24 protein-coding genes and 1 pseudogene are annotated in these 26792 nt (G+C 70.8%); 6 read left to right on the top strand and 19 right to left on the bottom strand.

Annotated elements, in window-relative coordinates; translation table 11 throughout:
* Nucleotides 1-42 precede the first annotated feature (42 nt).
* Nucleotides 43-1542, top strand: coding sequence for a CoA-acylating methylmalonate-semialdehyde dehydrogenase (locus QM699_RS13710; protein WP_415011650.1), 1500 nt, complete (start codon nt 43-45; stop codon nt 1540-1542).
* 147 nt (nt 1543-1689) lie between these two features.
* Here the strand turns inward: QM699_RS13710 and QM699_RS13715 are convergent, their stop codons facing one another.
* The 3 genes from QM699_RS13715 to QM699_RS13725 all read right to left on the bottom strand — a co-directional run bounded on the left by QM699_RS13715 (nt 1690) and on the right by QM699_RS13725 (nt 4419).
* Complete coding sequence (locus QM699_RS13715; protein WP_415011651.1) at nt 1690-3123, bottom strand: protein adenylyltransferase SelO; 1434 nt, start codon at nt 3121-3123, stop codon at nt 1690-1692.
* A 146-nt stretch (nt 3124-3269) separates the two neighbouring features.
* A complete protein-coding gene (locus QM699_RS13720) occupies nt 3270-3836 on the bottom strand; it encodes a cytochrome b (RefSeq protein ID WP_415011652.1) in 567 nt (188 codons plus the stop codon).
* Nucleotides 3837-3996: 160 nt separating this feature from the next.
* Entirely contained in the window at nt 3997-4419 is a 423-nt protein-coding gene (locus QM699_RS13725) for an MAPEG family protein (protein ID WP_415011653.1), read from the bottom strand.
* Between the two features lie 700 nt (nt 4420-5119).
* On the opposite strand from QM699_RS13725, the gene QM699_RS13730 reads away from it, so the two are divergent.
* The gene (locus QM699_RS13730) at nt 5120-5647 is read left to right on the top strand and encodes a hypothetical protein (protein WP_415011654.1); all 528 of its coding nucleotides are present in this window, start codon (nt 5120-5122) and stop codon (nt 5645-5647) included.
* A 277-nt stretch (nt 5648-5924) separates the two neighbouring features.
* Here the strand turns inward: QM699_RS13730 and ettA are convergent, their stop codons facing one another.
* From ettA to QM699_RS13750, 4 genes are all read right to left on the bottom strand, one after another.
* The gene (gene ettA, locus QM699_RS13735) at nt 5925-7592 is read right to left on the bottom strand and encodes an energy-dependent translational throttle protein EttA (RefSeq protein WP_415011655.1); all 1668 of its coding nucleotides are present in this window, start codon (nt 7590-7592) and stop codon (nt 5925-5927) included.
* 73 nt (nt 7593-7665) lie between these two features.
* Nucleotides 7666-8298 (bottom strand): MarC family protein, encoded by a 633-nt coding sequence (locus tag QM699_RS13740; RefSeq protein WP_415011656.1) that lies wholly within the window; start codon nt 8296-8298, stop codon nt 7666-7668.
* 194 nt (nt 8299-8492) lie between these two features.
* Nucleotides 8493-8933 carry a DMT family transporter gene (locus tag QM699_RS13745; protein ID WP_415011657.1) on the bottom strand — a complete coding sequence of 147 codons (441 nt, stop codon included), beginning with the start codon at nt 8931-8933 and terminating at the stop codon, nt 8493-8495.
* Nucleotides 8934-8938: 5 nt separating this feature from the next.
* Nucleotides 8939-10363, bottom strand: coding sequence for an FAD-binding oxidoreductase (locus QM699_RS13750; protein ID WP_415011658.1), 1425 nt, complete (start codon nt 10361-10363; stop codon nt 8939-8941).
* A 392-nt stretch (nt 10364-10755) separates the two neighbouring features.
* Between QM699_RS13750 and QM699_RS13755 the strand changes: the two are divergent.
* Nucleotides 10756-12211, top strand: a pseudogene (locus QM699_RS13755) (aldehyde dehydrogenase family protein).
* Nucleotides 12204-12950: a glucose 1-dehydrogenase gene (locus QM699_RS13760; RefSeq protein WP_415011659.1), complete on the top strand. Its 747-nt coding sequence runs from the start codon at nt 12204-12206 to the stop codon at nt 12948-12950. Before QM699_RS13755 ends, QM699_RS13760 begins: the two are co-directional and overlap by 8 nt.
* Before the next feature lie 4 nt (nt 12951-12954).
* Here the strand turns inward: QM699_RS13760 and QM699_RS13765 are convergent, their stop codons facing one another.
* The 4 genes from QM699_RS13765 to QM699_RS13780 form a co-directional block, all read right to left on the bottom strand.
* Complete coding sequence (locus tag QM699_RS13765; RefSeq protein WP_415011660.1) at nt 12955-14004, bottom strand: hypothetical protein; 1050 nt, start codon at nt 14002-14004, stop codon at nt 12955-12957.
* A complete protein-coding gene (locus QM699_RS13770) occupies nt 14001-15041 on the bottom strand; it encodes a nucleotidyltransferase family protein (RefSeq protein ID WP_415011661.1) in 1041 nt (346 codons plus the stop codon). The genes QM699_RS13765 and QM699_RS13770 overlap by 4 nt, the downstream gene beginning before the upstream one ends.
* 43 nt (nt 15042-15084) lie before the next feature.
* The gene (locus QM699_RS13775) at nt 15085-15297 is read right to left on the bottom strand and encodes a hypothetical protein (RefSeq protein WP_415011662.1); all 213 of its coding nucleotides are present in this window, start codon (nt 15295-15297) and stop codon (nt 15085-15087) included.
* A gap of 200 nt (nt 15298-15497) precedes the next feature.
* The gene (locus QM699_RS13780) at nt 15498-17888 is read right to left on the bottom strand and encodes an ATP-dependent helicase (protein WP_415011663.1); all 2391 of its coding nucleotides are present in this window, start codon (nt 17886-17888) and stop codon (nt 15498-15500) included.
* A gap of 171 nt (nt 17889-18059) precedes the next feature.
* Between QM699_RS13780 and QM699_RS13785 the strand changes: the two genes are divergently transcribed.
* Nucleotides 18060-18692: a uracil-DNA glycosylase family protein gene (locus tag QM699_RS13785; RefSeq protein ID WP_415011664.1), complete on the top strand. Its 633-nt coding sequence runs from the start codon at nt 18060-18062 to the stop codon at nt 18690-18692.
* Nucleotides 18692-19456 (top strand): SseB family protein, encoded by a 765-nt coding sequence (locus tag QM699_RS13790; protein WP_415011665.1) that lies wholly within the window; start codon nt 18692-18694, stop codon nt 19454-19456. Before QM699_RS13785 ends, QM699_RS13790 begins: the two co-directional genes overlap by 1 nt.
* Before the next feature lie 16 nt (nt 19457-19472).
* Here QM699_RS13790 and QM699_RS13795 read toward each other — a convergent pair whose 3' ends face one another.
* The 8 genes from QM699_RS13795 to QM699_RS13830 form a co-directional block, all read right to left on the bottom strand.
* Nucleotides 19473-19604 carry a hypothetical protein gene (locus QM699_RS13795; RefSeq protein ID WP_415011666.1) on the bottom strand — a complete coding sequence of 44 codons (132 nt, stop codon included), beginning with the start codon at nt 19602-19604 and terminating at the stop codon, nt 19473-19475.
* Between the two features lie 4 nt (nt 19605-19608).
* Nucleotides 19609-19839, bottom strand: coding sequence for a hypothetical protein (locus QM699_RS13800; RefSeq protein ID WP_415011667.1), 231 nt, complete (start codon nt 19837-19839; stop codon nt 19609-19611).
* Nucleotides 19836-20774, bottom strand: coding sequence for a 2-hydroxyacid dehydrogenase (locus tag QM699_RS13805; protein ID WP_415011668.1), 939 nt, complete (start codon nt 20772-20774; stop codon nt 19836-19838). The genes QM699_RS13800 and QM699_RS13805 overlap by 4 nt, the downstream gene beginning before the upstream one ends.
* Nucleotides 20775-20790: 16 nt before the next feature.
* Nucleotides 20791-21924 (bottom strand): rod shape-determining protein RodA, encoded by a 1134-nt coding sequence (gene rodA, locus QM699_RS13810; RefSeq protein WP_415011669.1) that lies wholly within the window; start codon nt 21922-21924, stop codon nt 20791-20793.
* 214 nt (nt 21925-22138) lie between these two features.
* Nucleotides 22139-24046, bottom strand: coding sequence for a penicillin-binding protein 2 (mrdA, locus tag QM699_RS13815; RefSeq protein ID WP_415011670.1), 1908 nt, complete (start codon nt 24044-24046; stop codon nt 22139-22141).
* Nucleotides 24043-24546, bottom strand: coding sequence for a rod shape-determining protein MreD (gene mreD, locus QM699_RS13820; RefSeq protein WP_415011671.1), 504 nt, complete (start codon nt 24544-24546; stop codon nt 24043-24045). The genes mrdA and mreD overlap by 4 nt, the downstream gene beginning before the upstream one ends.
* Complete coding sequence (gene mreC, locus QM699_RS13825) at nt 24543-25448, bottom strand: rod shape-determining protein MreC (protein WP_415011672.1); 906 nt, start codon at nt 25446-25448, stop codon at nt 24543-24545. The genes mreD and mreC overlap by 4 nt, the downstream gene beginning before the upstream one ends.
* An 80-nt stretch (nt 25449-25528) precedes the next feature.
* Nucleotides 25529-26572: a rod shape-determining protein gene (locus QM699_RS13830; RefSeq protein WP_415011673.1), complete on the bottom strand. Its 1044-nt coding sequence runs from the start codon at nt 26570-26572 to the stop codon at nt 25529-25531.
* Between the last annotated feature and the right edge of the window lie 220 nt (nt 26573-26792).

Below are 26792 nucleotides of genomic sequence, written 5' to 3' on the forward strand. Positions count from 1 at the left end.
CTACAATGCGATCTCTCCGCCTGCAAACTGGGAGGAAGCAACATGACCGATCTTAGCAATTTCGTCGGCGGCAAGGCCGTCGCCGGGACGTCCGGCCGCTTCGCCGATGTCTTCAACCCGGCGACCGGCACGTCCGAGACCCGCGTCCCCCTCGCGACCACGGAAGAGGTGAACGAGGTCGTGGCCGTCGCCAAGGCGGCGTGGCCGGCCTGGGCCAAGACCCCGCCGCTGCGCCGCGCCCGCATCCTCGACAAGTTCAAGGCGCTCCTCATCGAGAATTCCGACAGGATCGCCGAGCTGATCTCGGCCGAGCACGGCAAGACCCACGACGACGCGCTCGGCGAAGTCACCCGCGGCCTCGAGGTCGTCGAGTTCGCCGTCGGCATCCCCCACCTCCTCAAGGGCGAGATCACCGAGAATGTCGGCACCGGCGTCGACAGCCACTCGCTCCGCCAGCCGCTCGGCGTCGTCGCCGGCATCACGCCGTTCAACTTCCCCTGCATGGTGCCGATGTGGATGTTCCCCGTCGCGCTCGCCTGCGGCAACTGCTTCGTGCTGAAGCCCTCCGAGCGCGACCCCTCCGCGCCGCTCTTCATCGCCGAGCTGCTGGCGCAGGCCGGGGTGCCCGAGGGCGTGTTCAACGTGGTGAACGGCGACAAGGAGGCGGTGGACGCGCTGCTCGACAACCCCGACGTCAAGGCGGTGAGCTTCGTCGGCTCGACCCCGATCGCCCGCTACATCTATGCCCGCGGCACCGCGGCGGGCAAGCGCGTCCAGGCCCTCGGCGGCGCGAAGAACCACGCGATCATCCTGCCCGACGCCGACATCGACATGGCGGTCGGCGCGCTGATGGGTGCCGCCTACGGCTCGGCCGGCGAGCGGTGCATGGCGATCTCGGTCGCCGTCCCGGTCGGCGAGGAGACCGCGAACCGGCTGATCGAGAAGCTCGTCCCGAAGATCGAGGCGCTGAAGATCGGGCCGGCCGCCGACAAGGCGTCGGAGATGGGGCCGCTCGTCACCGCGCAGCACCTCGCGAAGGTGAAGGGCTACGTCGACGCCGGCGAGAAGGAAGGTGCGAAGATCGTCGTCGACGGCCGCGGCTTCAAGGCGCCGCAGGGCTATGAGGGCGGATATTTCATCGGCGGCACGCTGCTCGACGACGTGACGCCGGACATGACCGTGTGGAAGGAGGAGATCTTCGGGCCGGTGCTGTCGGTGGTGCGGGCGAAGAACTACCAGGAGGCGGTCGATCTCGTCGGCCAGCACGAGTACGGCAACGGCGTGGCGGTCTTCACCCGTGACGGCGACGCCGCCCGCGCCTTCGCCCACGACATCGAGGTCGGCATGGTCGGCGTCAACGTGCCGATCCCGGTGCCGATGGCGTTCCACTCGTTCGGCGGCTGGAAGGCCTCGCTCTTCGGCGACCACCACATGCACGGGCCCGAGGGGGTGCGCTTCTACACCCGCCTGAAGACCATCACGACGCGCTGGCCCACCGGCATGCGCGCCGAGGCCGAGTTCGTCATGCCGACGATGGGCTGAACCCGGATTTCCGGCCCGCGCTTGATCGAGATCAACGGCGCGGTGCCGGAAGCCCGGTAGCAACCCACCAGCGTCCGCGCTTCCTCCGATGCGCCGGGCGCACGTGCCTCGGGGGGCCTTCCCGGCCCCCGGGGCACGAGCCTGCCGTCAACCCTGCGGCACATGCCCCGGGCGGCCGGTGGCACCGGCCAGCAGACCGAGAGCGCGGTTCATCCCGCCCGTCTCCCGCAGCGCCGCCACCTTGGCGTGCAGCGGTCCCCAGTCGTCGGCCGAGTCGATCGCCGACCAGATTGCCTCCACCTCCTCGATCACCATCGTCTCGGGCGGCCGCCCGGCCGCCGGATGCGCCAATGCCGCAGCCAGCCCGGCGGCGGGCGCCTGCGCCCGAAGCCCGTCGATCACCTCTGCCCAAGCGGCGGTTTCGAAGGTGGCGCGGATCGGGCTCTCCCGCAGCCGCTCGGGCAGGCCACCGCCGAGGAGGTCGTGGAACACCTGCTGAAACGGCGGGGAGGTCTCCTGCATCGCCCCCCAGAAGCCATGCATCAGCGGCTCGTCGGCGGCATCGAGGCCGAGACGGGCAAAGGTCTGGCGGGCGAGGGCCGCCCGGAAGCGGCCGGGAAAGCTCTCGAACACCGGCTCGATCGCCTCGCGCGCGGCGATCGGGATCAGGCATTCGCCGAGGCGGGCGAGGTTCCAATGCAGCGCCTCGGGCTGGCGGGCGAAGGCATAGAGCCCGGAGTGATCGAAGTAGGCGGCCGTGAACGCCGGATCGAAACGGTCGAGGAACCGCCACGGGCCGTAGTCGAAGCTTTCGCCGGTCAGGTTGATGTTGTCGGTATTGAGCACGCCGTGGACGAAACCGGCGGCGAACCACTCGGCCCCGAGACGCGCGACCGCGCCGACGACGGCATCGTAGAGCCCGCCCGGCCCGTCGGCATCGGGCCAGTAGTGGGCGATCGAATGGTCGACGAGCGCCCGCAGGTCGTCCCACTGCTCAAGGGCGGCGAGGCGCTGGAAGCTACCGATGCGGATATGGGAGTGCGAGAGCCGGACGAGGACGGACGACCGCGTGGGCGACGGCTCGTCGCCACGGGTCAGCGCCTCGCCGGTTTCGATCACGGAGAACGTCCTGGAGGTGTAGACCCCGAGTGCCTCCAGCATCTCGGTGGCGAGGACTTCGCGGACGCCGCCCTTCAGGGTCAGCCGGCCGTCGGCCGTGCGGCTCCAGGGCGTCTGGCCGGAGCCCTTGGTGCCGAGGTCGAGCAGGCGACCGTCGGCGAGGTCGCGCGCCTGGGCGAAGAGGAAGCCCCGGCCGTCGCCGAGGTCGGGGTTGTAGCTGCGAAACTGGTGCCCGTGATAGCGCAGCGCCAGCGGCTCCGGCAGGCTGCCCGGCAGCGGCTCGAAGCGGGCGAAGTGGGCGATCCAGTCCGCGTCGGTGAGGTCGTCGAGGCCGATGCGGGCGGCCCATCGGTCGTTGCGAAACCGCAGGATCGCGGCCGGAAAGTCGGCCGGACGGACCGTATCGTAGAAGGCCGGGCCGAGGCGGGCGTGGATCGTCTCGGGGCGGAAGGCCGGCGTCACCACCGGCGCCCGGGCGCGAAGCAGACGGATTTCTCGCGCGAAGTGGGCGTTATACCCCTGATTTCAATTGAATTCATCCTGGTTGGTAGCCTCCCCGCCCCGTTGGGGAGACTTAGGACGCCGGAGGGCCGGCGTCCAGCATGGCCTCAGGGCGCCAGCGCCCCGCGGGTCATCCGCTCGAGCGTGCCGTCGCGACGCACCCGGGCGTGGTAGAGCGCCATGACGACATGGCCGACGACGAGCGCGAGCAGCACCCAGCCGAGCAGGGAATGCAGCGCGTTTCCCGGCGCCGTCAGCGCCGGGATCGCGGCCTGGCGCGGCGCCGAAAGCTGGATGCCGTAGACCGTGAAGCCGCGCGTGCCGCCGACCGCGCGCAGGATGGCAAGGCTCGGGACGGCGACCATCAGCGCGTAAAGCGCGAGATGGCCCGCCTTTGCCGCCCGCGCCATCCGCGCCGATCCCTCATGGGCCGGCCGCCGGCGCAGGTTCGCAAGGCCCCAGGCGCCGCGGACGAGCACGAGCAGCCAGAGCGTGAAGCCGACGCTGAAGTGGGTGTTCCAGAAGAACCGTTCGATCGCGGTCTTGTCGGCGAGCAGGTGCAGCAGCGCCCCGGCGAACTGCCAGGCGAAGAGCGCGGCCATGCCCCAGTGCAGGGCGCGGGTGACGCTGCCGTAACCCGAGGGGCTGTCCCAGAGGCGCGATGCGGGGGCCATGGGGCGGTCCTTGCTGGTTGCTGCGCTGCGGCAGTGAGCCGGGATTCCGCTGCGAGCGCAACACTGCCGCGGGTCACGAATGGGAGAGGCCGGCGGGGACGGGCCGGACCGGGATGCCGTCAGAGCAGCGCGGCGAGGAGCACCCAGAGCGCCATCAGGATCACCGCGACGGAGCCGATGGAGAAGAACACGGCGCGGACTTCGTGGCGCTGGCCGGTGCCATAGGCCCAGGTATGGGCGAAACGCGCGGGACGAAGGCGGCGAAGATCAGGTTCGCGGCCCAGGCCGGCGGGGTGACGGTGACGAAGACGACGCCGATGGCGGGGAACGCCGGGATGCTCTCGAGATCGTTGCGCTGCATCCGCCGCGACCGCTCCACCCGCGGCTCGGGGTCAAGCTGCGCCGGCCGCGGGCTGCGGTTGGCGGGGCCGGGCCGCAGATCCTCGGGGTTGAGGAGGCCGGCGTCCGAGCGGATCATCAGGACGACGGTCGCCCAGCCCTGCACCATCAGCTTCAGGACCATCAGCGCCCCCGCGACGGCATAGGCGGCGAAGACGGGGTTCTCCAGGGTGAGGAGGGGCATGGGGGCACGGCTCTCCGGGAGGGTGACCGCTCGACGCTAGCGCGACCGCGGACTGGAGCAAGGCTTGCAGTTATCACCAGCGCTCAGCGCCGGACGGCGCGCAAGACCGCCACATCCGTAAGGTGGGTGAGTCACCCACCTTACACGCGCGGCAGCGAGACTGGCCGGATGCCGAACTATCGCCGCACCGCGGTCCCCGGAGCCGCCTATTTCTTCACCGTCGCGCCGCCGACCGCCGGGCGTGGACCCTGGTCGAGCACGCCGATGCACTGCGCTCCGCGTTCGTCGCGACCGCGCTGGAGCACCCGATGCGGGTGGACGCCATGGTGGTGTTGCCGGACCACCTGCACGCGGTCTGGCGGCTGCCGGCGGACGACGCCGGCATGGTACTTGCCGACTGGGGCGAAACGGCAGGAGAGCGAGTTCGGGGAGTGAGGAGGAAAAAGGTGGGTGCGTGCACCCACCCTACTTGCTGTAGTCTCCGCATTGCGTTTCTTACAATAGCTGGGCGCGAGGGGATGGATTGGCTGACCCTCTACCAAGGCGTGCGAGGGAAGAGAGCTGTAAATGCGGACCTACTTCCACTTCTTCGCACCAACTCAAAAACCATCTTTTAAAGCGGATGATATTGTGATATGAAACATGGTTGTTACTTCTAAAAAAATTCGATAATTATCCAGTATAAAAATGGAGATATGCTATGGCAAAATCTAAATATCCCCTCGAATTTGAAGAAGATTCGAATGAGAATCTGGAAGCGTTGGAAAGTGATATCTCACCTTATGTGGCGCCTTGGCCTTTCCCATGGGCATGCCCGCATCCGCAATTTTTTGTCGATGAGTTGGACACTCACGGCAAGGAGTGTCATCGATTCAATTTAGCACAAATAAAGAATTGGCCCGAAGTTAAGACAGATTTTAAGCTGAAGTGCGTGAAGGTATTTGGGAAGAGAATTTGCACTAAAGTTCCAGTTGTTTATCACAGGACATGCACGAAATATGCCTTCGTGAACATCTGTTATCCAACCGGCGGCCTCCAAGACGTAACTGATTGCGTGGTGGGCGCTGGCTTGGCGTCAGCAGTCGCTGCCGTAGTCAGTGGAGGCAGCGCGGCCGCCGGAACCTTCAAGGCTGCGCTAGAGACATGCTTGATCGCGAAGGAAGTGGCCTGGGCAGATCAAGTCACTGTTACGGCGGGCTGGGACTCAAAATGCGGGCCTTGGCATTAAGCGTAGCCAACAAGTCATAGAACACGCGCGGAGACATAAAATGGGAAGTCGCTATGAAGCCGTCTCGCCTACTCTTGAGGGAGCGCTCAAAGCTGCGGTCAGAAAGATACCTCCGCGAGTTGGACGCGACTTTGCGACTGGCAATGTAGTTAGCTGGGGCGTGCAACGCGGGGGATTTGTCGACGCGACGGTATTCTTCGTTTCCATCGAAGAGGATGCGGATGCGCCGCCGAGGACCGTGGCATTCGCGGATGAAGCGCTCGATAAGGGCTGACGTTCACCGCGCAAACTTCTTATACTTGATCCGCTTCGGCTCCACCGCGTCCGGCCCCAGCCGGCGGATCTTGTCCGCCTCGTAGTCCTCGAAGTTGCCCTCGAACCACTCCACATGCGCGTCGCCCTCGAAGGCGAGCATGTGGGTGCAGATGCGGTCGAGGAAGAAGCGGTCGTGGCTGATGACCACGGCGCAGCCGGCGAAGTCGACGAGGGCGTCCTCGAGCGCCCGCAACGTCTCGACGTCGAGGTCGTTGGTCGGCTCGTCGAGGAGCAGCACGTTGCCGCCGGCGCGGAGGAGCTTCGCGAGGTGGACGCGGTTGCGCTCGCCGCCGGAGAGCAGGCCGACCTTCTTCTGCTGGTCGGTGCCCTTGAAGTTGAAGGCGGAGCAGTAGGCGCGGGAGTTCATCTCGGCGTCGCCGAGCTTCACCACGTCGAGGCCGTCGGAGATTTCCTCCCAGACGGTCTTCGCGGGGTCGAGCGCGTCGCGGGACTGGTCGACGTAGGAGAGCTGCACGCTCTCGCCGTATTCGATCGTGCCGGCGTCGGGGGTCTCCTGGCCGGTCAGCATGCGGAACAGCGTGGTCTTGCCGGCGCCGTTCGGGCCGATGACGCCGACGATGCCGCCCGGAGGCAGCTTGAAGTCGAGGCCGGAGATCAGCTCGCGGTCGGCGTAGTGCTTTTCCAGCCCTTCGACCGAGATGACGTTGGCGCCGAGGCGCGGACCGTTCGGGATGACGATCTGGGCCGTCGTGATCTTCTCGCGCTCGGACTTCGACGCCAGCTCGTTGTAGGCGTTGATGCGGGCCTTCTGCTTGGTCTGGCGGGCCTTGGCGCCCTGCCGGATCCATTCCAGCTCGCGGCTGAGGGTCTTCTGCCGCGCCTTGTCCTCGCGGGCCTCCTGCTCGAGGCGCTTGGCCTTCTGCTCCAGCCAAGCGGAATAGTTGCCCTCGTAGGGGATGCCGCGGCCGCGGTCGAGCTCGAGGATCCAGCCGGTGATGTCGTCGAGGAAATAGCGGTCGTGGGTCACGATCAGGATCGTGCCCTTGTACTCGATCAGGTGCTTCTGCAGCCAGGCGATGGTCTCGGCGTCGAGGTGGTTCGTCGGCTCGTCGAGCAGGAGGACGTCGGGGTTCTCGAGCAGCAGCTTGCAGAGCGCGACGCGGCGCTTCTCGCCGCCGGACAGGCTGTCGACGGACGCGTCGTCGGGGGGGCAGCGCAGGGCCTCCATGGCGACGTCGACCTGGCTGTCGAGATCCCAGAGGTTCTGCGCGTCGATCTGGTCCTGGAGGGTGGTCATCTCCTCCATCAGCTCGTCGGAGTAGTCCTCGGCGACCTTCATCGCCACCTCGTTGTAGCGATCGAGCAGGCCGCGCTTGGCCGCGACGCCTTCCATCACGTTGCCGCGCACGTCGAGGGCCGGGTCAAGCTCGGGCTCCTGCGGCAGGTAGCCGACGGTGACGCCCTTCGCGGCCCAGGCCTCGCCCTGAAAGTCCTTGTCGGTGCCGGCCATGATGCGGAGCAGCGACGACTTGCCGGCGCCGTTGACGCCGACGACGCCGATCTTCACGCCGGGCAGGAAGGAGAGGCGGATGTTCTCGAACACCTTCTTGCCACCGGGATAGGCCTTGGAGAGGCCGTCCATGTGGAAGACGTACTGCGGGGTGGCCATGGGAGTCGCCTCTCGGGTATCGCGGGTTGCCGCGGGGTGTAAGCGCTCGCGCGACGGAAGGCAAACCCGGGCGTCAGCCGAGGCCCGGCAGCAGGGCCTTCAGGCCGGCGGTGAACATGCCGACGGCGAGCGCGAGCAGGATCATTCCCATCAGGCGGGAGATGATGACGCGCAGCGTCGCCGAGAGGTGTTCGCCGATCGCGGCGGCGAAGTGGAGCACCGTGCCGAGGAGCGCGACCGTGAAGAGGACCACCCCGGCAAAGACGGCGTAGCCGAGCGGCGTGCGCGCCTCCTGCACGAAGACGAGCAGCGTGGTGATGGTGCCGGGGCCGATCACCATCGGGAAGGTGAGCGGATAGAACGCGACGGCATCGACGCGGGTCGGTTCCACCGCCTCGTTCTGGCCGCCCTCGTGCGCCGGGTTGCCGGCGCCGTTCAGCATGTTGAGGGCGATGATCGCCAGCACGAGCCCGCCCGCGATGCGGAAGTCGTCGATGCGCACGCCGAAGAAGGCGAGGATCGAGGTTCCGGCAATGGAGATCACCGCGCACATGACCGCCGCGTAGAAGGTGACGGAAAGCGCGGTGCGGCGCTGGTCGGCCGGCGTGAAGCGGTCGGTCAGCGCGAGGAACAGCGGCAGGACCATGAGCGGGTTCATGATCGCAAAGAGCGCGCCGAAGAAGCGCAGGCCATAGGCAGGGTCCATGGGCGTCTCCGAGCGAGGGGCCGAGGCTTGGGGTAGCGGGCGGATTGGGGAAAGGTCAAGCGGCAGGCGCCGCGGGCGTGAAAACCGGGAGGGACGCCAGGTATCGTTCTGAAATTGCGCCTGGAAGTTCGCCGTCCCGCAATTGCTGCGGGACAGCTTGGCCGACCGCGTGTCGAGACGGGCGCCGCCGCCGGTCAGAACCGGATCAGCACGACGCCGAGGATCAGGCAGGCGGCGCCGGCGAGGCGCAGGGGGCTCGCCGGCTGCTGCGCGAGGCCGAGGATGCCGAAGTGGTCGAAGGCGAGCGAGCCCAGCATCTGGCCGACGACGATGAGCGCGAGCACCGTGGCGGCGCCGAAGCGCGGCACCATCAGCACGACGACGGCGATGAAGATCGCGCCGAAGAGGCCGCCGGTCCACGACAGCCACGTGCTGCCGGCCGACGGCAGCGGCAGGCGCGGACCATCGACGAGAAGCGCCGCGAGGGTGATGGCGAGCAGGCCACCGACATAGCTCACGACGCCCGCCCACCACGGCGAGCCGATCTCGGCGCGCAGGTTCGCGTTCAGCACCTGCTGCAGTGCCACGCTGACGCCGGCGGCAACGACGAGGAGATAGGCCAAGAGGCTCGGCATCGGCGTCAGCGCTCCGGGAAGGCGGCGGCGGGGTCGAGGCGGAAGATCTTGCCGGGGTTCATGATGTTGCCGGGATCGAGCGCGCGCTTGATCGCCCGCATGATCTCGATGCCCGCGCCGTGCTCGGCCTCGAGGTGGCGCATCTTGCCGGAGCCCACGCCGTGCTCGCCGGTGCAGGTGCCGCCGAGGTCGAGCGCGCGCATCACCACCTTGTCGTTGACCGCCTCGGCGGCGGCCATCTCGGCAGGATCGTTCACGTCGATGAGAAAGCTCATGTGAAAGTTGCCATCCCCGACATGGCCGACGATCGGCGCGGCAAAGCCCGCGGCCTCGGCATCGGCGCGGGCGGCGAGCACCGCCTCGGCGAGGCGCGAGATCGGCACGCAGACGTCGGTCGACTTCATCTCTGCGCCCGGGCGCAGCATCTTGGTGGCCCAGAGCACGTCATGGCGCGCCTGCCAGAGGCGCGACCGATCCTCCGGCCGGGTCGCCCAGTGGAAGGCGCCGGCACCGAAGCCCGCAGCGATCTCCTCGACCAGCCGCGCCTGCTCCTCGACACCCGCCGGGGTGCCGTTGAACTCGAAGAACAGCGTCGGCCGCTCCGGGTAGGCGAGTTTGGAGTAGGCATTGACCGCCCGCATCTGCAGCGCGTCGAGCAGCTCGATGCGCGAGACCGGCACGCCGGACTGGATGGTGGCGATCACCGTGTCGACCGCGCCCTCCAGCGTCTCAAACGGGGCGACGGCGGCGGAGATCGCCTCCGGCACGCCGTGCAGGCGGACCTGCACCTCGGTGATGATGCCGAGCGTCCCTTCCGAGCCGACATAGAGGCGGGTCAGGTCGTAGCCGGCGGCGGACTTGCGCGCGCGCGTGCCGGTGCGGATCACCGTGCCCGTCGGGGTGACGACGGTGAGCCCGAGCACGTTCTCGCGCATGGTGCCATAGCGCACGGCGTTGGTGCCCGAGGCGCGGGTCGCGGCCATGCCGCCGATCGACGCATCGGCGCCGGGGTCGATCGGGAAGAACAGGCCGCGGTCGCGCAGGTGGGCGTTCAGCGCCTTGCGCGTGACGCCGGCCTCGACGCGGGCGTCCATGTCCTCGGCATTGGCCTCGAGGATGCGGTCCATGCCGGACAGGTCCACCGTGATCCCGCCCTCGAGCGCGGCGATGTGGCCTTCGAGCGAAGTGCCGGTGCCATAGGGCACGATCGGCACACCCGACCGGGCGCAGGCGCGGACGATCGCCGCGACCTCCTCCGTGCTGCGCGGAAAGGCAACGGCGTCCGGCGCGTGGCCCGCGTGATAGGTCAGGTCCTTGCCGTGCTGCGCGCGCACCGCCGCCGCGGTCGAGAGCCGGTCGCCGAGCAGGAGGCGCAGCTCCGCGAGCACCGGGGCCGGATCGGTGCGGGACGGCGAGAGGGCGGCGGGCATGGTGAAGGCTCCGGCTCGGTTGGGCGGGGCGCCGAGGATGCCCGAAGCCGCCGCGCGGGTGAACCTGCGAAATTTCCCGCGCGGGTTGCGGCGGCCCCTCTCCCGCTCTATCGTTTCCGGCAAAACGAACGACAATCGACCGGGGGGAGGCCGCAGCCGATGGCATCGGTGACGACGGTCCTTGTGCCGTTCTTGCGCCTGGCGGATGCCGGGCCATGTCCGCGCGATCCGCGTGCACAGCGAGGCGGGCCCGCTGGTCGACGACCTGCTCGCAGCCCCGGCCGAAGGCCGTCCGACCGGATCGCATTGGTGCCGGTGCCCGGTGCCGCGGTCCCGGCGCTTTCCGGCGCGCGGGGCCGCCGATCCCGCTCACTCCAACATCGGGAGGCCGCATGATCCACGACCCCGTTCACACCGCGACCATCCTTGCCGCCGGGGAATGGCGCGCCGCCGCCTCCGGCGACCTTCTTCCCGTCCACGCGCCCGACACCGGCGAGGTCACGGGCTCCATCGCCCGCGGCGGTCCCGACGACATCGACGCGGCCGTCTCGGCGGCGCGCGCGGCCTTCGAGGGCCCGTGGGGCCGCACCGCGCCGGTCGATCGCGGCCGCATCCTCGCCCGCTTCGCCGCGCTGATCCAGACGCACGCCGAAGATCTCGTCGCCTCCGAGGCACAGGACTGCGGCAAGCCGCTGAAGCAGGCGCGCGCCGACATCGCGGCGGTGGCGCGCTATTTCGAGTTCTACGCCGGGGCCGCCGACAAGCTGCATGGCGAGACCATCCCCTGTCAGCCGGGCCTGACGGTGCTGGTGCAGCGGGTGCCGCATGGCGTGACCGGACACATCATCCCGTGGAACTATCCGGCGCAGATGTTCGGCCGCACGCTGGCACCCGCGCTCGCCGCCGGCAACGCCTGCGTGCTCAAACCGGCGGAGGAGGCGTGCCAGACGGTGCTGCGCCTCGCGGCGCTGGCCAAGCAGGCGGGCCTGCCCGACGGGGCGCTCAACGTCGTGACCGGCCTCGGCGAGGAGGCCGGCGCGGCGCTGGCGGCGCATCCGGGCATCGACTTCCTGTCGTTCACCGGCTCGCCCGAAACCGGCACGCTGGTGCAGAAGGCGTGCGCCGAGCACCACCGCGCCTGCACGCTGGAGCTGGGCGGCAAGTCGCCGCAGATCGTCTTCGCCGACGCGGATCTCGACAAGGCGCTGCCGGTGATCCTCAACGCCATCGTGCAGAACGCCGGCCAGACCTGCTCGGCGGGCAGCCGCCTGCTGGTGGAGCGCAGCCTGCTCGACACACTGGTGCCGCGGCTGGCCGAGGAGTTTGCCGAGGCTCTGCCTCGCGCCGTCGTACCTCAATGCCGACTGCGGGCCGCTGATCTCGGCGGCGCAACTGGACCGGGTGCGCAGCTTTCTCGCGCGCGCCGACATGGATGGCCTGCCGCTGATCGCCGAGGGCCGTTCGGCGGACGGCCTGCCCGCGGGTGGCTACTACGTGGCGCCGCGCCTCTACGGGCCGGTGCCGGAGCATCACCCGCTGGCGCAGCAGGAGGTGTTCGGGCCGGTGCTGGCGCTCTTGCCGTTCGAGGACGAGGCCGACGCGGTGCGGATCGCCAACGGCACGGCGTTCGGTCTGGTGGCCGGCGTCTGGACCGAGAACGGCGGGCGGCAGATGCGGATGGCGACGGCGCTGCGCGCGGGCCAGGTGTTCGTCAACGGTTACGGCGCCGGGTCGGGAATCGAGCTGCCGTTCGGCGGCACCGGGCGTTCCGGCCACGGCCGGGAAAAGGGGATGGAGGCGCTGCACGGCTTCACCACCACGAAGACCGTGATCCTGAACCATGGCTGAGCGGCTGGCGGGCAAGTCGGCGCTCGTCACCGGCGGCGGCTCGGGCTTTGGCGCGGGCATCGCCGCGGCCTATGCGCGCGAAGGCGCGGCGGTGACGATCCTCGATCTCGACGGCGCCGCCGCCAGCCGGGTGGCGGAGCAGACGGGCGCACGCGTCGTCGTCGGCGACGTGACCCGCGCCGACGACATAGAGGCGGCGGTGCAGGCGGCATCCGAGGGCGGGCGGCTCGACATCGTCGTGAACAACGCCGGCTGGACCCATCGCAACCGGCCGCTGATGGAGGTGAGCGAGGCGGATTTCGACCGGATCTTCGCGATCAACGTGAAGGCGATCTTCCTGATGACCCGGGCGGTGGTGCCGCTGATGCGGGCACAGGGCGGCGGGGTGATGCTCAACATCGGCTCGACGGCGGGCATCCGGCCGCGCCCGGGGCTCACCTGGTACAACGCTTCAAAGGGCGCGGTAAACCTGGTGTCTCGCTCGCTGGCAGCGGAACTGGCGCCGGACGCGATCCGGGTGAACTGCATCGCGCCGGTGATGGGCGCGACGGGTTTGCTCGAGAGCTTCATGGGGGTGCCGGACACGCCGGAGAACCGGGCGCGGTTCGTCGCCACCATCCCGCTCGGGCGCCTGTCGACGCCGGAGGACGTGGCGGGAGCCTGCGTCTATCTCGGGTCGGACGAGGCGGCGTTCGTGACCGGCGTCGTGCTCGAGGTCGACGGCGGGCGGACCATCTGACGGCCTATTCCGCGGCGTGGCGGGCGGCGGTGATGTCCCCGATCGCCGAGAGCGCGTCGGCGGTGCTGCCATAGCCGAGGCGCCAGGCCGGGGTGCGCTCGATGGCGGCGAGGGCGGTGGCGAGGCCGGCGGGGTCGCGGGCGAGCCAGGCGCGGCCGGCGACCAGCGCGGCCAGCGTCTCTTCCGGCGGCATGGGCGCGAGCGTGAGGCGCGCGCCCTCGGCATAGCTCGGGAACACGAAGGCCGTCAGCGGCAGCGGCCGGGCGGCGACGCGCGGCGGCGCGACATAGCGGCAGGGACCGCGCTCGGCGCAGTGGAAGACCGGCGCGGCGGCGGAGGCGGGCAGCACGGCCTCGCCCGCCGCCCAGCCGGATTGCTTCAGGCACAGGCTGAACGGGACGGCGACGGCGCGGCCGAGCGCGTCGAGCGGCACGCAGTCGTCGCTGAGGTAGGCCGCCCCCGCCCCGACCAGCGCGGCGGTCAGCGTGCTCTTGCCGCGACCGCAGGCGCCGGGCAGCACGATGGCGCCGCCGGCCCCATCGGCAACGGCGGCGGCGTGCAGCACGGCAGCCCAGTCGGCGCGGCCGGCACCGATCTCCACCAGCCGGCGGACGACGGCCCCGACCAGCGCCTCGGCGCGGTGGTGGTGCTCGGGCGGCCGGCCCTGCTCGATGAGGGCAAAGCCGGTGGCGGTGCGGCGCAGGTGGAGCGTCGCGGCGGCGGGCGCCTGCGTCTCGGCATGTGCGAGGCGCGGGTGCATCAGGTCGAGGATCTCCTCGTCGGCACAGTCGAGCACGACGGCGGGCCCCGCGAAGGCGTAGGTGCGACGGCGCGGCCACCGGGCGCGACGCAGGCGCGGGGCGGCCGGCGACGGGTCGGCCAGCGCCGGGATGCGGGCGGCACGCACGGCTTCGGGGACGTCGCCGCCAAAGTCGCCCGCGTCGAGCGACTCCCAGATCGCCCGGCCGGCGGGGTCGAGCAGCAGCAGTGGCGCCGCGGCGCCACGGTCGATGACGAGGTGCCGGGCGAAGGGATAGGCTCTGACCGTCGTCACGCCAGGACTCCGGCGCCGTGCAGGGCGCGGTTGAGGCCGCGCCACGCCCGGCCGGAGTGCTCCGCCACGTTGGCGAGGCGGCGGCGGACCCGTCCCGTGGGCGCGCCGCGCCGGTCGCGCCAGGCGCGGAGCGCCCGGGCGGACGCGCCGGAGACCGGCAGCTCCGGCAGGTCGCACCAGGGCAGCGCCTCCCGCGTGGCGGCGAGGGCGAAGGCAAGCGCCGCGGCGCCCTGCGGCGCGCGCTCGATCCGCGCGGCGACCGCGTTCCAGTCGACCCCGCCCGCCCGGCCGACCAGCGCGAGGTCGAGCGCGTCACGCAGCGGCAGCTCGGCCATCGCGAAATTCCAGTCGTGCAGCATGCCGTGCAGGACATTGTGAAGCACGAGGTCGGTGGCCGACGGCACGCTCGCACCGGGCAGGGCCGCGACGGGTCGGGCCGCGGCCCGCATGGCGTCGGCGCCGAGCGGCCCGGCGAGGTGGCCGGGAACCGCCGGGTGGTGCAGCTCGACCGCGGCCGGCCGGTCCGGGTGCGCGAGCTTCACCCGGTCGTGCACATGCGCCGGCGCGGACGAGACGCAGGCGAACCCGAGCGCCGCGATCGCCCCGGCGGCCGCCTCGATCTGGTCCGGCGGGACGAGGATGTCGATGTCCCCGAGAAACCGGCTCGCCGGATCGGCGTGCAGGCCGAGCAGCAGCAGCGCCGTGCCCTTCAGGAACAGCGGCCGGACGCCCGCAGCGACGAGCGCCGCCGCGATGTCGCCCGCCTCCGCCATCAGGCGCGCGTTGCGCCGCGCGTTCAGCGCGTGCATCGCGTCGAGATAGGCGGCAAGCTCCGGCTCGTCGGGCCGGACGCCCCGCCGTGCCAGCGCCGAGGCCAGCGCCGGCACCAGATGGTATCGCCCGGCAACCGCGAGCACGGCCGGATCGACCGCAACGGGGCGCGGCTCGCCCGATAGGTCGGGCGCGGCCACAGGTTCGAGCAGCGCGCCCAGGCGCGCGCAGGGGTGCGCCTCCGGCGCGATCGGATTGTCCAGCATGGGAATTTCGGAGCCGCCCGCGCCGCTTGCGCCTAATGCGCCATCACCGGCGGGACCGCCCGCGCGACGGCTGTCCCGGCCGCTTCGGCCCGGTCTTGCCGCTGGTCGCCCAGGCCTCCGAGGCATCGGCGGTGAGCAGAGCCACCACCGCCGGTGCCGTGACGCCGGCATACATGCCCATGGTCGCCAGAGCCGCGCGCCGATCCGGATTGGCCGGACCGTCCGGTGCCGCCTCGTTCGGAATGTCTCCGCTCATCGCAGTCTCCTCGCACACTCGATCGGCACTCGCCTATCGTCTTGCGATCTTGAGCCGCCTTTCCGATCTGTCAATTCACCCATTCGGTCGATGCCGGCGCGCGCCCAACGCGCACAGGCCGGTTGCATCAAATCCAATGGACTGATCGGGAGGCGGCCGCCGGCTGGCTCGGAAATGCAGGGACCGGATGCCGGCTCGGCTCAGAACGGCACGTCGTCCGCCGCCACGACGAATCGCGCAACGATGTTCTTGCGGCCGGCCTTCTCGAACTCGATGGCGAGCTTGTCGCCCTCCACCCCGACGACGGTGCCATAGCCGAACTTCTGGTGAAACACCCGAGTGCCGACATCGAAGGCGGGCAGCGCTGTGGCGTCGATCACCATGTTCTTCGCCTCCTGCGGCTGCGAGGTGCCGCGGGCGCCGGCGCGCGCCTGCATCCGCCGCCAGCCGGGGGAGTTGTAGACATCGGCCTTGGCCGCCGCGTCGACCAGCGCCGACTCCGGCGACCGCCCGACCGGCGCCGCCGCGCCGAAACCGCCGCCATAGAGGCCGGGCGGGGTCAGCACGTCGACGTGTTCGGCGGGCAGCTCGTCGATGAAGCGCGACGGCAGCTGCGACTGCCACTGGTTGTAGACCCGGCGGTTCGCCGCGAAGGAGATGGTACAGAGCGCGCGCGCCCGGGTGATGCCGACGTAGGCGAGCCGGCGCTCTTCCTCGAGACCCTTCAGCCCGCTCTCGTCCATCGAGCGCTGCGACGGGAACAGGCCGTCCTCCCAGCCGGGCAGGAACACCACGGGAAACTCCAGCCCCTTCGCCCCATGCAGCGTCATGATCGACACCTTGGCGCCGCCATCTTCGGCGTCGTTGTCCATGACGAGGCTGACGTGCTCGAGAAATCCCTGCAGGTTCTCGAACTCGTTCAGTGCCTTCACCAGCTCCTTGAGGTTTTCGAGCCGGCCGACCGCATCGGGCGTGCGCTCGGCCTTCCACATCTCGGTGTAGCCGCTTTCGTCGAGGATCTGCTCGGCCAGATCGACGTGCCCGGGCTCGCCCCGCCGGATCGCGGCGTGCCAGCGGTCGAAGCCGGCGACAAGCTCGCCCAGCGCGTTGCGCGCCCGCGGCGGCAGACCCGCCCGCTCGACCAGCAGCCGCGCGCCTTCCAGCAGCGACACCCCGGCCGCACGCGCGGTGCGGTTGATCTCCTGCACCGCCTTGTCGCCGAGGCCGCGCTTCGGCACGTTGACGATCCGCTCGAACGCCAGCCCGTCGTCCGGCGACACCGCGACGCGGAAATACGCCATGGCGTCGCGGATTTCCTGCCGCTCGTAGAACCGCGGGCCGCCGATCACCCGGTAGGGCAGCCCGATGGTGAGGAACCTGTCCTCGAACGCCCGCATCTGGTGCGAGGCGCGCACCAGGATGGCGATGCCATCGGAATCGACCGGCGCGAGGCCGCGGGTGCCGTGCCCCAGCGCCTCGATCTCCTCGCCGATCCAGCGCGCCTCCTCCTCGCCGTCCCAGTGGCCGATGAGGCGGACCTTCTCGCCCTCGGCGACGTCGGTCCAGAGCGTCTTGCCGAGCCGGCTCTCGTTGCCGGCGATGACCCCGGAGGCGGCGGCGAGGATATGCGGCGTCGAGCGATAGTTCTGCTCCAGCCGGATCACCTGCGCGCCGGGGAAATCCTTCTCGAAGCGCAGGATGTTGCCGACCTCGGCGCCGCGCCAGCCGTAGATCGACTGGTCGTCGTCGCCGACGCAGCAGATGTTGCGATGCCCGCCGGCCAGCAGGCGGAGCCACAGGTACTGCGCGACGTTGGTGTCCTGGTACTCGTCGACGAGGATGTAGCGGAACCAGCGGCGGTACTGCTCCAGCACGTCGTCGTGCCCCTGCAGGATATGCACGACATGCAGCAGCAGGTCGCCGAAATCGCAGGCGTTGAGCGTCCGCAGCCGCTCCTGGTACTCGGCATAAAGCTCGGTGCCGCGGTGCGCGTAGGCCGATGCCTCGGACGCCGGCACCTTGTCCGGCCCGAGCGCGCGGTTCTTCCAGCCGTCGATGAGCCCCGCGAGCATCCGCGGCGGCCAGCGCTTCTCGTCGATGCCGGCGGCCTGCACCAGCTGCTTCAGCAGGCGCACCTGGTCGTCGGTGTCGAGGATGGTGAAGTTCGACTTCAGCCCGACCAGCTCGGCGTGGCGGCGCAGGATCCTGACCGAAAGCGAGTGGAAGGTGCCGAGCCACGGCATCCCCTCGACCACGCCGCCGACCAGCCCGCCGATGCGGTGGCGCATCTCGCGCGCCGCCTTGTTGGTGAAGGTGACGGCGAGGATCTCGTTCGGCCGCGCCCGGCGGGCCGCAAGAATATGCGCGATTCGCGCCGTGAGCGCCCGGGTCTTGCCGGTGCCCGCGCCGGCGAGCACCAGCACCGGCCCGTCGATCGCCTCGACCGCCGCGCGCTGCGCCGGGTTCAGCCCGTCGAGCCAGGGACCGGCCACCGGCGCACCGCCGGGCATGGCACGCTCCGACAGGCGAAGCGGCGGCCTCGCCTGCGCTGCCGCCTCGAAGGCGTCCGCCTCGTCGCTCGTCCAGCTCATGCCCCGAAGTTAATGCCGCGGCGCGGGAAAGGAAAGAGCGGCGTTCGCGGTGTGTTCGTCCCGCGGCATCAACATGCTGCGTCCCCCGCGTGGCGGGCGCGCGCCTGTAGCGGCAACCGCGCCGACTGCGGGCCGTTGCGCCGGCGCGCCGGGCGGACTACCTCCCCGGTCATGCCCGCGCCTTCCGCCCCCGTGTTGCCTGCCGACGGCCTCGCGCGCCTCACCGAGGAAGTGCTCGCCTGCCGCGCCTGCGCCGGGCGGTTTGCCGCCACCCGAACCCACCATGCGCCACGGCCGGTGCCGTGGCTGTCGGCGACCGCGCCGATCCTGCTGTGCGGGCAGGCGCCGGGCGCGCAGGTGCATGCGCTCGGGCGGCCGTTCGACGATCGCTCGGGCGACCGGCTGCGCGACTGGCTCGGGGTGGACCGGGCGACGTTCTATGACCGGCGTCGGTTTGCCGTGCTGCCGATGGCGTTCTGCTTTCCCGGCTACGATGCCGGCGGCTCCGACCTGCCGCCGCCCGCGCTCTGCGCGACGCTCTGGCGCGAACGGGCGCTGGCGGTGATGCCGGGGGTGCGGCTGACGCTGCTGATCGGCGGCCACGCGCAGCGCTGGCACCTCGGCCGTGCCCGGCCGGTCACTCAGGCCGTGGCGGACTGGCGGAACGCCCTGCCCGCCCTGCTGCCGCTGCCGCATCCGAGCTGGCGCAACACCGGCTGGCTGAAGCGCAACCCGTGGTTCGAGGCGGAGGTGGTGCCGGAGCTGCGCACCCGTGTGGCCGCCCTGCTGGAGACCGTCGCCTGATGCAGACCCCGCTCGATCTCGCCCACGCCGCCCACGAGGCCGCCCCGGAAGACGCCGCGCTGCGCCTGCGCTTCCACGAGCGCATCCTCGACACCGAGCTGATCGTGCCGCTGGCCGCGCCACCGGAGGACGAGCGGATCGAGCCGCAGATTTTCGGGCTGAGCGACGGCCCGGTGGTGCTGGCCTTCGACCGCGACGACCGGATGGCGGAATTCCTCGGCGCGCCGGCCGACTTCGCCGCGCTGACCGGCCGCCGGCTGGTGGCGCTGCTCGCCGGCCACGGCACCGGCCTCGCGCTGAACCTCGGGGCGCCGTCGGCGGCGCTGCTGCCGCCCGAGGCCGTCGACTGGCTGGCGCGGATCGCGGCGGAGGCGGTGCCCGAAGCCTCGGCGCGGGCCAGCGACATCGGCCCTCCGGGGATCGTGCCGCGGCCGCTCCTCGATGCGCTCGGGCCGAAGCTCGCCGCGATGGCCGACCGGCTGGCGAGCGCCCATCTCGTCTCCGCGCGCCTCGGCGACGGCCCGCCCGCGCTGCTGCTCGCGCTCGTCGGCGTGCCGGTGGCGGCACGTCCGGCGATGGCGGCGGCGGTTGCCGAGGCGGTGCGCTTCTCGGGCCTCGACGACGCGGCGCTCGACGTGACCTTTCCGGACGCAGGATCAGCCCTTGCAGCCGCGGTCGCGCGGGAGGGCCTGCGCTTCGAGATGCCGGCGCCGGTGGAAGAGCCCGCGCCCGTGCGGGAGAACCGTCCGCCCCGGCTGCGCTGAGGACCGCTCGGCCGAGCTATTCGGCGGCCCGCGCTCGCTTCGCCTCCTGCCCGCGCAGATAGCGTTCGTTGGCGAGCACCCCGAGCCAGCCAACGCCCGCGACGATGGCGGGCATGACCAGCCCGAACACCACCCAACCGGCCGTCATGGCCTCAATCCTCCGGCACACGCCGCGCCGCCATATGTGGCATGATTGCCGCCGCGAGCCATCCTGCGAACGAGACCACGATCCCGAGCAGCGGGACATGCGCGCTGCCGAGCGTCGCGGCGGAGAGCCGCGCAAAGATCCCCACCGCCAGACAGGCCGTCGACGCACGGTCCAGAGCATTCGCGGCGAGCCGGGTACGCTCGTTGTCGCTTGCCGGCGGAACCGGGCCGCTCAATACCCCTCCGCCCGGTTCACCACGTGCAGGAACGCGAGCCCCGCCTCGCCACGCCGAACGTTCTCGGCCACTGCGAGCGACGCGCTCGCCGGCCGGGTCGCCGCCGCGACGTGCGGCGTGACGGTGATCTGCGGATGCGCCCAGAACGGATGCGAAGGCGGCAGCGGCTCGTCGCGGAAGACGTCGAGCGTGGCGTGCGCGACATGGCCGTTGTCGAGCGCCTTCAGGAGCGCGGCGTCGTCGATCAGTGGCCCGCGTCCGGCATTGATGATGCGCGCGCCGCGCGGCAGCCGGGCCAGCGCACGGGCGTCGATCAGCCCTTCGGTCGCCGCCGTCGCGGGCAGCAGCAGCACGAGGATCTCCGCCTCCGCGAGCACGTCGTCGAGCCCGTCGGCGCCGCTGCGGGTTTCGACCCCGGCCAGCTCGCGCGGACCGCGGCTCCAGCCGGTGACGCGGAAGCCGAGGCCCGCCAGCGTCGCGGCCACCGCGCGACCCAGCTCGCCGAGCCCGAGGATGCCCACCGCGCGATCCGGCGCGAGCGGCGGCACGACGCCATGGCGCCAGACCCCGTCCTGGCCCAGCACGTGCGCATCGGTGCCGAGGTGGTAGCGCATGACGTGCGCCGTCACCCATTCCACCATGCCGCGGGTCAGCCCCTCGTCGACCATGCGGCAGAGCGGCACGACGATCGAGCTGTCACCGACGATCGTCTCGACCCCGGCCCAGAGCGAGAGCACCGCCTTCACCCGCTCGAACGGCGCGAAGTCGTCCACCGGCCCGCCGGGGGCGTAGACCACGTAGTCGAAGGTCCAGGGCCCCGACGGATCGTCGGTCAGCGTCACGTCGAGCCCGGCGTCGGCGAAGGCCGCGAGCAGGTGCGGCCGCCACAGCGGCCACTGCCCCTCGGGGGCCGAGAACAGGATGCGCGGCGCCATGGTCGTCCCCCTTCGCTCAGTCGTTGCCGCGCGGCCGGTGGATGTGCGCGCTCTGCACCAGCCCGAAGGCCGCCAGCAGCACCAGCATCGCCGACCCGCCGTAGGAGATGAGCGGCAACGGCACGCCCACCACCGGCATCAGCCCCATCACCATACCCATGTTCACCGCAAAGAGCAGGAAGAAGCTCATGGCGATGCCCCCGGTCAGCAATGCACCGAAGCGGTCGCGGTTCGAGGCCGCCGAGACGATGCAGAACACGATGATGAGCAGGTAGAGCACCAGGATCGTCGTCGTCCCGACATAGCCGAACTCTTCGGCCAGCGTGGTGAAGATGAAATCGGTGTGCTTCTCCGGCAGGAAGTTGAGCCGGGCCTGCGTGCCCTGCATGTAGCCCTTGCCGAGCAGGCCGCCCGAGCCCATGGCGATCTTTGCCTGGGTGATGTGATAGCCGGCGCCGAGCGGGTCGGCGGACGGGTCGAGGAACGTGAAGATCCGGCGGAACTGATAGTCCTCGATCAGCTGCCAGTCGGTGCCCTGCGACTTCAGCACGGCGGTGACGAGCCCGCCGCCGAGCGCCAGCGCCGCGCCGAAGTACCAGAGGCTGACGCCCGCGAGGAACATCACCGCGCCGCCGCCGGCGAGCAGCAGGATCGCGGTGCCGAGGTCCGGCTGCTCCATCACCAGCGCCACCGGCATCAGGATCAGGACGAGCGGCAGGATCACCCAGAGCGGCCGCGACACCTTCTCGACCGGCAGCTTCGCGTAGTAGGCGGCCAGCGCCATCACGAGGGCGATCTTCATCATCTCCGACGGCTGGATCTGCAGCGGCCCGAGCGCGATCCAGCGCTGTGCGCCCATGCCGATCACCCCCATCACGTCGACGGCGACGAGCAGCACCAGCGACACCGCGTAGGCGAACGGCGCCATCCAGCGCCAGAAGCGGATGTCGACGAGGCCGATCCCGAGCATGATGGCCAGCCCGACCGCGAAGCGCACCATCTGGGCGTCGGCCCACGGGTCGAGCGAGCCGCCGGCGACGGAATAGAGCATGAGAAAGCCCGCCGTCGCGACCGCGCAGAGCAGGAGCACCAGCGACCAGTTCACCAGCAGCAGCTTGCGCAGGATGCCGTCCCGCTCCGCCACGCTCATCGCCCCGCCCCTTCCGCACCGGGTTGCGACGGGCTTACCGGCGGCATGGCCGCGCCTTCACCCTTGAGGCCGGCCCGACCCGGCTCATCCCACCGGCAGAGGCGCCTTGACGGAGCGTCCCAGCCGGACCTTCCAGCAACGCCGGAACCATCCCCGACGCCCGTGCGCGGGCGGGCCGACGCCGCCGCTCTCGCGGACGCTGGCGCAGCGCCCGTCACGCGCGGTCCCGCACGGGTGCCGCCGCGGCCTCCTGACCCTCGGGCTGCATCGCCGCGCGCTCCTTCTCGATCGCCTCGCGCTGTTCCGCCGGATAGGCGGTCAGCGGCGCGAGGCCGCCGCAGAGCGCATAGAGCAGGATGTCGCGGGCGATCGGCGCTGCCACGGCCGAGCCGCCCCCGCCATGCTCGACGATCTGCGCCACCGCGTATTTCGGCTTGTCGTAGGGCGCGTAGCAGACGAACAGCGCGTGATCCCGCCGCTTCCACGGCAGCTGGTCGTTCGAGGTGACGCCCGCCGCCCGCTCGGCCGCGGAGATGATCCGCACCTGGCTGGTGCCGGTCTTGCCCGCCATCAGCATCGCCGGATCGACGATGCGCGAGCGGAACGCCGTGCCCTCGTTGGAAACCGCATACATCCCGTCGCGCACCGCGTGCAGGTGCACCGGGTCGATGTCGAGCGCCACGGGCGCCGGCGCCGCCGCCGCGACCCCGCCCACCGAGCGGATCAGCCGCGGCGTGAGGTCGAGGCCGCTCGCCACCCGCGCCGCCATCAGCGCGAGCTGCAGCGGCGAGGCGAGGGTGAAGCCCTGGCCGATGCCGTAGTTGAAGCTGTCGCCGGTCGTCCAGGCCTCCCGGCGGTTCGCCTTCTTCCAGGCCGCATCGGGCATGTTGCCGGCCGAGACCGCCGGCATCGGCAGGTCGTGTGCCACCCCGAGGCCCAGCCGGTGCGCCATGGCGCTGATCCGATCCGGTCCGAGCCGGCGGCCCATCTCGTAATAGAAGCAGTCGCAGGACTGCGCGAGGCTGCGCCGCAGGTCGACCCGGCCGTGGCCGCCATGCTTCCAGCAGTGAAACCGCCGGTTGCCGAGCTGGGTGAACCCCGGGCAGCTCACTGAATCCCGCGGGCTCACCACCCCCGCCTCCAGCGCGGCGAGCGCCATCGCCACCTTGAAGGTCGAGCCGGGCGGATAGGTGCCGGTCACCGTCTTGTTGGCGAGCGGCCGGTACTCGTCGGCCAGCAGCCCCTTCCACTCCGGCGACGAGATGCCGAAGACGAAGCTGTTCGGATCGAAGCCGGGCGCGGAAGCCAGCGCCACGATGTCGCCGTTCGTCACGTCGATCACCGCTGCCGCCGCGCTCTGGCCCGCCATCCGGCGCATGGCATAGTCCTGCAGGCCCTTGTCGAGCGTGAGCTCGATGTCCTGTCCCGGCGTGCCCTCCACGCGGCCGAGCTCGCGCATCACCCGGCCCGAGGCGCTCACCTCGATCCGCAGCGTGCCCGCCTCGCCGCGCAGGTCGGCCTCGAGCTTCTGCTCGATCCCGGTCTTGCCGATCTGGAAGCGCGGGATCTGCAGCACCGGGTCGGGGCTCTCCATCTTGGCGAGGTCCGCGTCGGAGACCGGCCCGACATAGCCCACCACATGCGCGGTCGAGAGCCCGTCGGGATAGAAGCGGCTGAGGCCCACCTCGGCGTCGACCCCGGGCAGGACCGGCGCGTTGGCCGAGACCCGCACCACATCGTCCCACGTCAGGTGCTCGGCCACCACCACCGGCACGAACGGGCTGCGCCCGGCCATCTCCTTGATCGCGCGTTCCTGCCGGTCGGGCGGCAGGTCGATGATCTCGGCGAGGCGCGCCAGCACCGCGGCGGTGTCGCGCGCCTGCTCGCGCACCATGACGATGCGATAGTTCTGCCGGTTGCCGGCGATCAGCGCCCCGGTGCGGTCGGTGATGAGGCCGCGGGCCGGCGGGATCAGCCGCAGGTTGATGCGGTTCTCCTCCGCCAGCAGCTTGTACTTGTCGCCCTGCACGATCTGCAGGTCGCGCATCCGCCAGGCGAGCGCGCCGGCCAGTCCGGCCTGCAGGCCGAGCAGCATGACGGCGCGGCGGCCGATCCCGCTCATGTCTTGCCTCCCCGCGGCCGGAGGCCGAGGCACCAGACGAGGCCGAGCACCACCAGCGGATAGGCGGCGGCGGTCGCCGCGGCGGCGATCCCGAGCCGGCCGAGCCCCGGCCCGCCGGCAAAGGTGGCGCCGAGCACGAGGCGCATGCCGAGCAGCATCGCGACGTAGCCCAAGGCGGCGGCCAGCCATTCGAGGGGGAACGGCGCCGCCTGCAGCGCGGTCGCGCGGCCGCGGAATACCTCGGTCGCGAGCATCAGACCGAGCGCACCGAGCCCGATCGGCCGCATCAGCAGCGCATCGCCGAGCAGCCCGAGCAGCGGCGCGGCCCAGACCGGCACCCGGTCCGGCCGCCGCACCACCCAGGCGATCATCAGGCAGAACACCAGATCCGGCGGCGTCAGCCGGCCGGGATCGAGCGGCATGGTCATGCCGACGAGCGCGACGACGCCGATCGCCGGCAGCAGCACGGCCTCCACCCCCCGGGACAGCCCGGCGCTCATTGCCCGCCTCCGGTGCCGGCGTCCGCCACCGGCGCGCCCGGCTGCAACGGGCCGATCAGTCCGCCGGGCCCGTCCACCTCCGGCGCCGGCACCGAGCGCACCACGCGGACGAATTCGAGCCGGCGGGTATCGGCGGCGAGGCGCACCCGGGCGCGGCCGTCCTTGCCGATATAGACCTGGCCGATCAGGATGTCCGGCGGATAGATGCCGCCGTCGCCCGAGCTGACCACCCGGTCGCCGGGGCGCAGCTCGTCCTGCTGGTCGAGGAACTCCAGCGTCGGCGCGGCGGTGTTGTCGCCCGCCACCATCGCCCGCTGGCCGGACGGCCGGATCGTCGCCGGCACCCGGCTCGACGCATCGGTGACGAGGATGATCCGGGACGACCGCTCGCCGACACCCGCCACGCGGCCGACCAGCCCAAGGCCGTCCATCGCCGCCCAACCGTCTTCCACCCCGTCGATCCGCCCGACGTTCACCATTGCCGAGTTGCTGAACGGGCTGCCGGAATCCGCCAGCACCTCGGCCGTCACGAAGCTGAGGCGCGGGTTCTGCCGCACCCGGTTCAGCGCCAGCAGCTTCGCGTTCTTCTGCTCGAGCTGCAGCGCCGCCTCGCGCCAGCCCTGCATCCGCTGCAGCTCGCGGCGCAGCTCGGCGTTCTGCTCGTAGATCCGGCCGTAGGCGCGCAGGTCGGCGATCATCCGCGTGGTCTCGGCGATCGGCCGGGTCGTCCACTCGAAGCTCGGCACGAATGTATCCACGAGATCGACGCGAAACTGCTCCACCCGGGCGTTGTCGATGCGCCAGAGCAGGAACAGCGCCACAAGCACCACGACAAACGTGCCGAACAGCACGCGCCGGAGCCCGCGGAGGTAGTCGGGAGGGGAATCGCTGCGCAGCGCCACGGGTTTCAATGCCTTTTACCGGGCCGATGTCTTTGCAGGACACGCCGGCGTGCCTCGGCCGGGCAGGTCTCGCGCCCGCCTCAGTTCGCTCCGAAGTCTATCACATGGGCGAGCTGGGTTTCAAACTCCAGCGACTTGCCGGTGCCGAGCGCGACACAGTTGAGCGAGTCCTCCGCCACCATGATCGCGAGCCCGGTCTGCTCGCGCAGCGCCAGGTCGAGGTCGCCGAGCAACGCGCCGCCGCCGGTCAGCATCACCCCGCGGTCGACGATGTCGGCGGCCAGATCCGGCGGCGTCTGCTCCAGCGCGTTCATCACCCCGTCGACGATCAGCGCCACCGTCTCGGCCAGCGCCTCGGCGATCTGGCCTTGCGTGATCTCGATCTCCTTCGGGATGCCGTTCAGCAGGTCGCGCCCGCGCACGTCCATCCGCGCACCGCGGCCGTCGTCGGGCATCCGCGCCGTGCCGATCTCGCACTTGATCTTCTCTGCCGTCGCCTCGCCGATCAGCAGGTTGTGGTGCCGGCGCAGGTAGTTGATGATCGCCTCGTCCATGCGATCCCCGCCGACGCGCACGCTTCGCGCATAAACCACGTCGCCGAGCGACAGCACCGCCACCTCCGTCGTGCCGCCACCGATGTCCACCACCATGTTGCCGGTCGGATCGGCGATCGGCATGCCCGAGCCGATGGCCGCCGCGATCGGTTCGGAGATCAGCCCCGCCTTGCGCGCGCCCGCCGCGAGCACGCTCTCGCGGATCGCCCGACGCTCCACCGAGGTCGCGCCATGCGGCACGCAGACCAGCACCTTCGGCTTCGCCCAGCCGCCGCGCCGGTGCACCTTCTTCATGAAGTGCTTGATCATCTCCTCGGCGACCTCGAAGTCGGCGATCACCCCGTCGCGCAGCGGCCGGATCGCCTGGATCGACTCGGGAGTGCGCCCGAGCATCAGCCGCGCCTCCTCGCCGACGGCGAGCACCCGCTTCTTGCCGTCCTTGAGCGAGTAGGCGACCACCGAGGGCTCGTTGAGGACGATGCCCTTGCCCTTGATGTAAACCAGGGTGTTCGCGGTCCCGAGGTCGATCGCCATGTCCGACGAGAACAGCCCGCTCAACGCACCAAACATATGTCCCTTGCCCTCTCGCCTCGGCCGATGTTGTGGTTCTCAGTGGAGCACGTACAGCTTATAGTCCGCCCGAATGCGCGCGGTAAAGTCCTTCCACCGCACCCCTCGATAGATCGTTAACAAGGTTAACACAACTCTAAGGGGATAACGGCATTTGCGGATTTTGCCGCTGCTGCCGGCGCGCGCCACAAGGCGACGACGGCTAAGAAGGGACTCGCGG

This window comes from Amaricoccus sp. (assembly GCF_047602525.1).
Lineage (GTDB): Bacteria > Pseudomonadota > Alphaproteobacteria > Rhodobacterales > Rhodobacteraceae > Amaricoccus.

What these genes read in the sequence shown, in the direction of transcription:
- QM699_RS13710 (WP_415011650.1), top strand. Translation starts at nt 43, where the DNA reads ATGACCGATCTTAGCAATTTCGTCGGCGGCAAGGCCGTCGCCGGGACG.
- QM699_RS13720 (WP_415011652.1), bottom strand. Translation starts at nt 3,836, where the DNA reads ATGGCCCCCGCATCGCGCCTCTGGGACAGCCCCTCGGGTTACGGCAGC.
- QM699_RS13725 (WP_415011653.1), bottom strand. Translation starts at nt 4,419, where the DNA reads ATGCCCCTCCTCACCCTGGAGAACCCCGTCTTCGCCGCCTATGCCGTC.
- QM699_RS13730 (WP_415011654.1), top strand. Translation starts at nt 5,120, where the DNA reads ATGGCAAAATCTAAATATCCCCTCGAATTTGAAGAAGATTCGAATGAG.
- ettA (WP_415011655.1), bottom strand. Translation starts at nt 7,592, where the DNA reads ATGGCCACCCCGCAGTACGTCTTCCACATGGACGGCCTCTCCAAGGCC.
- QM699_RS13740 (WP_415011656.1), bottom strand. Translation starts at nt 8,298, where the DNA reads ATGGACCCTGCCTATGGCCTGCGCTTCTTCGGCGCGCTCTTTGCGATC.
- QM699_RS13745 (WP_415011657.1), bottom strand. Translation starts at nt 8,933, where the DNA reads ATGCCGAGCCTCTTGGCCTATCTCCTCGTCGTTGCCGCCGGCGTCAGC.
- QM699_RS13750 (WP_415011658.1), bottom strand. Translation starts at nt 10,363, where the DNA reads ATGCCCGCCGCCCTCTCGCCGTCCCGCACCGATCCGGCCCCGGTGCTC.
- QM699_RS13760 (WP_415011659.1), top strand. Translation starts at nt 12,204, where the DNA reads ATGGCTGAGCGGCTGGCGGGCAAGTCGGCGCTCGTCACCGGCGGCGGC.
- QM699_RS13770 (WP_415011661.1), bottom strand. Translation starts at nt 15,041, where the DNA reads ATGCTGGACAATCCGATCGCGCCGGAGGCGCACCCCTGCGCGCGCCTG.
- QM699_RS13775 (WP_415011662.1), bottom strand. Translation starts at nt 15,297, where the DNA reads ATGAGCGGAGACATTCCGAACGAGGCGGCACCGGACGGTCCGGCCAAT.
- QM699_RS13780 (WP_415011663.1), bottom strand. Translation starts at nt 17,888, where the DNA reads ATGAGCTGGACGAGCGACGAGGCGGACGCCTTCGAGGCGGCAGCGCAG.
- QM699_RS13785 (WP_415011664.1), top strand. Translation starts at nt 18,060, where the DNA reads ATGCCCGCGCCTTCCGCCCCCGTGTTGCCTGCCGACGGCCTCGCGCGC.
- QM699_RS13790 (WP_415011665.1), top strand. Translation starts at nt 18,692, where the DNA reads ATGCAGACCCCGCTCGATCTCGCCCACGCCGCCCACGAGGCCGCCCCG.
- QM699_RS13795 (WP_415011666.1), bottom strand. Translation starts at nt 19,604, where the DNA reads ATGACGGCCGGTTGGGTGGTGTTCGGGCTGGTCATGCCCGCCATCGTC.
- QM699_RS13805 (WP_415011668.1), bottom strand. Translation starts at nt 20,774, where the DNA reads ATGGCGCCGCGCATCCTGTTCTCGGCCCCCGAGGGGCAGTGGCCGCTG.
- rodA (WP_415011669.1), bottom strand. Translation starts at nt 21,924, where the DNA reads ATGAGCGTGGCGGAGCGGGACGGCATCCTGCGCAAGCTGCTGCTGGTG.
- mrdA (WP_415011670.1), bottom strand. Translation starts at nt 24,046, where the DNA reads ATGAGCGGGATCGGCCGCCGCGCCGTCATGCTGCTCGGCCTGCAGGCC.
- mreD (WP_415011671.1), bottom strand. Translation starts at nt 24,546, where the DNA reads ATGAGCGCCGGGCTGTCCCGGGGGGTGGAGGCCGTGCTGCTGCCGGCG.
- QM699_RS13830 (WP_415011673.1), bottom strand. Translation starts at nt 26,572, where the DNA reads ATGTTTGGTGCGTTGAGCGGGCTGTTCTCGTCGGACATGGCGATCGAC.